Source organism: Pricia sp. (assembly GCF_041745955.1).
GTDB lineage: Bacteria > Bacteroidota > Bacteroidia > Flavobacteriales > Flavobacteriaceae > Pricia.
In genome coordinates this window covers 1-5435 of record NZ_JBGTHY010000422.1, presented here as the reverse complement: position 1 = coordinate 5435, position 5435 = coordinate 1, and the positions used below count along the sequence as shown (strand labels likewise).

The 5435-nt window shown below is 44.2% G+C and carries 6 protein-coding genes; 4 read left to right on the top strand and 2 right to left on the bottom strand.

All coding sequences use genetic code 11. The features are described from left to right. Both ACEW8S_RS14980 and ACEW8S_RS14975 read right to left on the bottom strand, forming a co-directional pair. The coding region (locus ACEW8S_RS14980) for an ATP-binding cassette domain-containing protein (RefSeq protein ID WP_373518934.1) at positions 1-511 on the bottom strand (511 nt) is incomplete at its 3' end. A 330-nt stretch (positions 512-841) separates the two neighbouring features. Continuing rightward, on the bottom strand, positions 842-1075 hold the full coding sequence (locus ACEW8S_RS14975; RefSeq protein ID WP_373518933.1) for a hypothetical protein: 234 nt from the start codon (positions 1073-1075) through the stop codon (positions 842-844). A 344-nt stretch (positions 1076-1419) separates the two neighbouring features. Here ACEW8S_RS14975 and ACEW8S_RS14970 point away from each other — a divergent pair, with 344 nt between their 5' ends. From ACEW8S_RS14970 to ACEW8S_RS14955, 4 genes are all read left to right on the top strand, one after another. After that, entirely contained in the window at positions 1420-2247 is an 828-nt protein-coding gene (locus ACEW8S_RS14970; protein ID WP_373518932.1) for a prephenate dehydratase, read from the top strand. After that, a complete protein-coding gene (locus tag ACEW8S_RS14965) occupies positions 2244-3401 on the top strand; it encodes a pyridoxal phosphate-dependent aminotransferase (protein WP_373518931.1) in 1158 nt (385 codons plus the stop codon). The genes ACEW8S_RS14970 and ACEW8S_RS14965 overlap by 4 nt, the downstream gene beginning before the upstream one ends. 91 nt (positions 3402-3492) lie before the next feature. Further along, the gene (locus ACEW8S_RS14960) at positions 3493-4350 is read left to right on the top strand and encodes a prephenate dehydrogenase (protein ID WP_373518930.1); all 858 of its coding nucleotides are present in this window, start codon (positions 3493-3495) and stop codon (positions 4348-4350) included. Between the two features lie 110 nt (positions 4351-4460). Beyond that, positions 4461-5435: chorismate mutase (locus ACEW8S_RS14955; RefSeq protein WP_373518929.1), on the top strand; the 975-nt coding region annotated here is incomplete at its 3' end.

Genomic DNA, 5435 nt, shown 5'->3' with positions numbered 1-5435 from the left:
GTTTTCTAATCTCTAACAATTGGTTGGGATCGAGCCCGGTAGTAGGCTCGTCGAGGATCAAAACATCAGGGTCGTGCAAAAGCGCCGCCGCTAATCCTACGCGTTGGCGATAGCCTTTGGAGAGTTGTCCTATTTTTTTATGGACTTCAGGGGCAAGTCCCGTTTGCTCGATGACTTCGGCAATCCGGCTTTTATCTGTTTTATAGACTTCGGCGTTGAAGGCCAAATATTCCTTGACGTACATATCCAAATACAGGGGATTGTGCTCGGGCAGATATCCGATACTTTTTTGAACGTTCTTTTTTTCAGTGACCACATCGAAAGAATTGACGTGGGCATCGCCCTCATCCGCATGATGATAGGTGGTCAAAATTTTCATCATAGTGGACTTGCCCGCGCCATTAGGGCCTAAAAAGCCAACGATTTCGCCTTTTTTTAATTCAAAGGAAATACTGTGAAGTACTTTTTGGCTGCCGAAGGATTTTGTGATGTTTTTGACGATTATGGACATATTTAGTCTCTTAGGGTTCAATTCCCCAATGCTTGCTCTTGCATCTTATTTTTCATTTTTTTTGAATTTGGAATTCTTACCTCGGATGCCTGCATCGAGGTTAGTTCAACGTTTATCCGGTAGTAAAGGGAATTTAGCTTTAAAATCACAGCCCATCTTACGTCGGGCTTCTCTTTTGAAACGGCAAAAAGATAAGGATTTTTCGAAATCAGTTCGATGGTATGTTCTAACTCCGTTGCAAAGCGGTTCAATTCTTTTTCAGTCCATCTTTTTTCGAAATGGTCGACTATTTCCGCGAGATCAAAAAGAGCATGCTCTGTCCATCTAATTTTATAACCACTTCCCATACAATTTTCGTGCCTCGGAATGTGGTTTTAATTTTCCTGCGTTGGCATCGGTTAATCCCTTTTCAATGGATTCTTTTTCGGCAGTCGAAATTTCGTGCCACCAATCAGTCTCCTCCGTTTTACGCAATTGAATGATTTTTTCGATAATCGAAAGGTCATCTAAAGTGGACAGCCATTGTATCAGCTCGATTTTTTTATGTTGGAGAGTATCTCCCATAGTTCAAAGCTAAAACATTTCTATCAAACAATTATCAGCTTTGTAAATCAAAAAAAAATGTTCCAAACAATTTGATTTTCAAATATAAGTATTATTTTAGCCAAAGTTTAAGTGTACCATGTCGAAACAATATTTCTATAACGGTTTCTATTTTTACTTTTTTTTTAAAAAAGAAGCGGGACTGTTGTGATATATTTGAACATATAAACAAATGAAGTCCCGCCGAAAGCGGTACTTTTTTTTGAACGTTATCCAAATAACGAATGCGAAAGTAAATTTTGGATTTCCAATACACGCTAAAAAATTGACCCTCTATTATCAGGAAGGGTACTAGCGGCAAGAAAATGAAACAGAGAATAGCCATACAAGGAATAAGAGGCTCCAACCACCATCAAGTGGCGCGGGAGTATTTCGGCGACGATACCGATTTGGTCGAGAGTATGTCTTTCGACTTCTTGGTCGACCGATTGTTGGACAAGACGGCCGACATCGGCATAATGGCCATTGAAAACTCGATTGCGGGTTCCATCATTCCCAATTATGCCTTGGTGTATCACAATGACCTACATATTATCGGAGAACATTATTTGAACATCGACCATAACCTGATGGTACTGAAGGGTCAAAAAATCGGCGATATCGAAGAAGTCCGTTCGCATCCTATGGCCCTGTTGCAGTGCAAGGAGTTTTTCAGGGATTATCCCCATATAAAAATGGTAGAGGATGTCGATACCGCCGAAACCGCAAAGCGCATCCAAGAGCAGCAATTGAAGCATATCGCCGCCATTGCGCCCGAGGTAGCCGCCAATCTTTACGATTTGGACATCGTAGCGGAACGGATTCAGACCATCAAAAACAACGCGACCCGTTTTATCATTGTAAGCACAAAAAACAAGGTAGTTCCCAAGGATGAAATCAACAAGGCTTCCGTGCGTTTCGTGACCGACCATAAACGCGGTAGTTTGGCCACCATACTCAATGTAATGAGCGATTGCAATCTGAATTTGACCAAGATACAGTCGTTGCCCATTATTGAAACGCCTTGGAAATATGCCTTTTTCGTCGATGTAACTTTCGGGGGAAGTGAACATTTCGAGAAGGCAAAAGCATTGTTGGGCATCATGTCGGAAGATTTTAAGGTTTTGGGCGAATTTAAAAATGCAAGGCTATGACGGGTTCCAAAATAAGAACGGCGGATAGGTTACAGACCGTAGAGGAGTACTATTTTTCCAAAAAGTTACGGGAAGTCCGCGGGCTAATGGCAGAAGGTAGGCCGATTATCAACATGGGCATCGGTAGTCCTGATCTGGCCCCTTCGAAAGCGATCGTGGAAAGTATTCAGAAGGCAGTACTAGATGCCGGTGCCCATCAGTATCAAAGCTATCAGGGCCTTCCCGAACTGCGGCAAGCCATTTCCGGATTCTATAAGGATAAATTCGGTGTCGACGCCAATCCGACAAACGAAATACTCCCACTTATGGGTTCTAAGGAAGGAATAATGCATATTAGCCTGGCCTTTCTAAATCCTGGGGATGAAGTGCTGATTCCTAATCCGGGTTATCCTACCTACACATCGGTCACGAATTTGGTGGGTGCGGTGCCCAATTATTATGACTTATACCAAGAAAACGGATGGTTTCCCGATTTGGAAGTTATCCAGCAACAAAATATATCCAAAGTAAAGCTCATGTGGGTCAGCTATCCACATATGCCGACCGGTGCTACAGCCGATGCCAAACAGTTTGAAACTTTGGTAGCCTTTGCCAAAAAGAACGGTATTTTACTGGTCAACGATAATCCATATAGCTTTGTGCTGAACGAAACGCCCACCAGTATTTTAGCCGTGGATGGTGCAAAAGAGGTCTCCTTGGAACTGAATTCCCTAAGCAAGACCTTCAATATGGCCGGATGGCGGGTCGGTATGGTACTCGGCAATGCCGAACATATCGACGCCGTGCTGAAAGTGAAAAGTAATATGGATTCGGGCATGTTCTACGGCATTCAAAAAGGGGCGATCACCGCGTTACAAAGTCTACAGGATTGGTTCGATGGATTGAATAAAGTATATAAGAATAGAAGGGATCTGATGTTCGAACTGGCCGATAAATTGCAATGCACCTACGATAAAAGCGCCGTCGGCATGTTCGTTTGGGCCAAGCTGCCCGAAGGAAGCAAATCTGCCGAAGCATTCATCGATGAAATATTGTACGACAAAAATATCTTTATCACGCCCGGTACCATATTCGGAAGCAATGGCGAAGGCTATATCCGGTTTTCGCTTTGTGTTACGGAGGATAACATTCGGGAGGCGATCGGGAGGTTTTGATCAAGTTATGAGTGCGAAGTTGTGCTCGAGCATCGTGCACCGAGCCTCTAACAAAAAATACTGAACCATAAACCATAAACATCCCAAAAAAATGAACGTTTTCATCATCGGTATCGGTCTTATTGGAGGTTCTTTCGCAAAGGACATCAAACGCCTACGCCCGGAATCCAAGATTTATGGAATAGATACCAATCCGGCTCATGAAGAGGAAGCCTTGTCCTTGGGCATTATCGATACAAAATCGAACTATGGCGAACTCGGTATCGCCGATATGGTAATTGTTATGGTTCCGGTGGATGCCATGGTCATGGAGCTTCCCAAAATATTGGATGCCGTGAACGATAATTGTGTGGTATTTGATGGCGGATCGACCAAAAGCCTAGTCTGCAAAACGGTGGCGGACCATCCTAAAAGAAGAAACTATTTGTCGGCGCATCCCATTGCGGGGACAGAGTTTTCAGGACCATCCGCAGCCATCGAAAATTTATACGCGGGTAAGACCAACATCATCTGTGAAGTCGAAAAAACAGCTTTTAAACTACAGGAAAAGGCGTTGGAGCTCTTTCATGAAATGGGCATGCGTATCTGTTATATGAACCCCGAAGCGCACGACAAACATATTGCCTATGTTTCGCATTTGTCACATATCAGCTCTTTTATGTTGGGAAAGACCGTTATCGAGAAAGAAAAGAACGAACGAGATATTTTTGACATGGCGGGCAGTGGTTTCGAGAGCACCGTACGCTTGGCCAAAAGCTCCCCCGCCATGTGGACGCCCATTTTTAAACACAATAAGGACAATGTTTTGGATACATTAACCGAGTACATCCAAAACTTGCAGGAATTCAAACAATTGCTAGAAAATGACGATTATGAGGGTATTTACAGAGAAATGAACGACACCAACCGGATCAGGGAAATTTTGAAAGGGATACCTTTGAATAAGTGAAGTTCGACTTCGTATGACCGAGGCACGAGCGATCCTTGTTGGCCCGACCCTTGTAAGAGGTCTGATTCGAAAGTCTACAATAAATTTATGAAAATTAAATAGTAAAGTAAATGGAAAACACAAAACAAATGAGGTCATGGTTAGACGATATGAACCTAGACCATCCACTAGTAATCGCAGGACCCTGCAGTGCGGAGACCGAAGAACAGGTAATGGGCATTGCCAATAGCCTGAAAGATACCGATGTCAATTACTACCGCGCAGGTATCTGGAAACCCCGTACCCGCCCTGGAAATTTTGAGGGCGTTGGTGCCTTGGGCCTAAAATGGCTACAAAAGGTGAAAAAGGAAACCGGAATGAAGACCGCGACCGAGGTCGCCAACCGCGCCCATGTGGAACTGGCGTTGGAACATGATATAGACCTCCTATGGATCGGGGCAAGATCCACTGTGAGTCCGTTTATCGTTCAGGAAATTGCGGACGCCTTAGAAGGTACGGACAAGGTGGTATTGGTCAAAAACCCCGTAAATCCGGATCTTTCTTTGTGGTTGGGGGCTGTTGAACGTTTGCACACCGCGAATATCAAAAAGTTAGGGGTTATCCATAGGGGGTTTTCGACCTACGAGAAATCCAAGTACCGCAATATTCCCGAATGGCAATTGGCCATCGATCTACAGACCCGTTTTCCCGATCTGCCCATTATCAACGACCCGTCGCATATTACAGGAAAACGCGATATGATCTTCGATGTTTCCCAAACGGCTTTGGACCTGAATTTCGATGGGCTAATGATAGAAACCCATCACGATCCCGACAATGCCTGGAGCGATGCCGCCCAACAGGTGACTCCCGATCGTTTACAACAGATTATGCGTGACCTGCGCATTCGAAAAGAAAGCTCTCCAGAAGCGGAATACAACACCAAATTGAGTAATCTGCGTGCCCAGATCGATGTGTTGGACAACCAGATTATCGAAACCATGGGGAAACGCATGAAGATTTCCGACGGTATCGGAGCCTTGAAAAAGACAAGAAACGTAGCCGTCTTACAATCCACCCGATGGAACGAGATTTTGGGCGCAATG

Bases quoted from the DNA above. Each gene is read 5' to 3' on its own strand.
- ACEW8S_RS14970 (WP_373518932.1), top strand. From the start codon at position 1,420: ATGAAACAGAGAATAGCCATACAAGGAATAAGAGGCTCCAACCACCAT.
- ACEW8S_RS14975 (WP_373518933.1), bottom strand. From the start codon at position 1,075: ATGGGAGATACTCTCCAACATAAAAAAATCGAGCTGATACAATGGCTG.
- ACEW8S_RS14960 (WP_373518930.1), top strand. From the start codon at position 3,493: ATGAACGTTTTCATCATCGGTATCGGTCTTATTGGAGGTTCTTTCGCA.
- ACEW8S_RS14965 (WP_373518931.1), top strand. From the start codon at position 2,244: ATGACGGGTTCCAAAATAAGAACGGCGGATAGGTTACAGACCGTAGAG.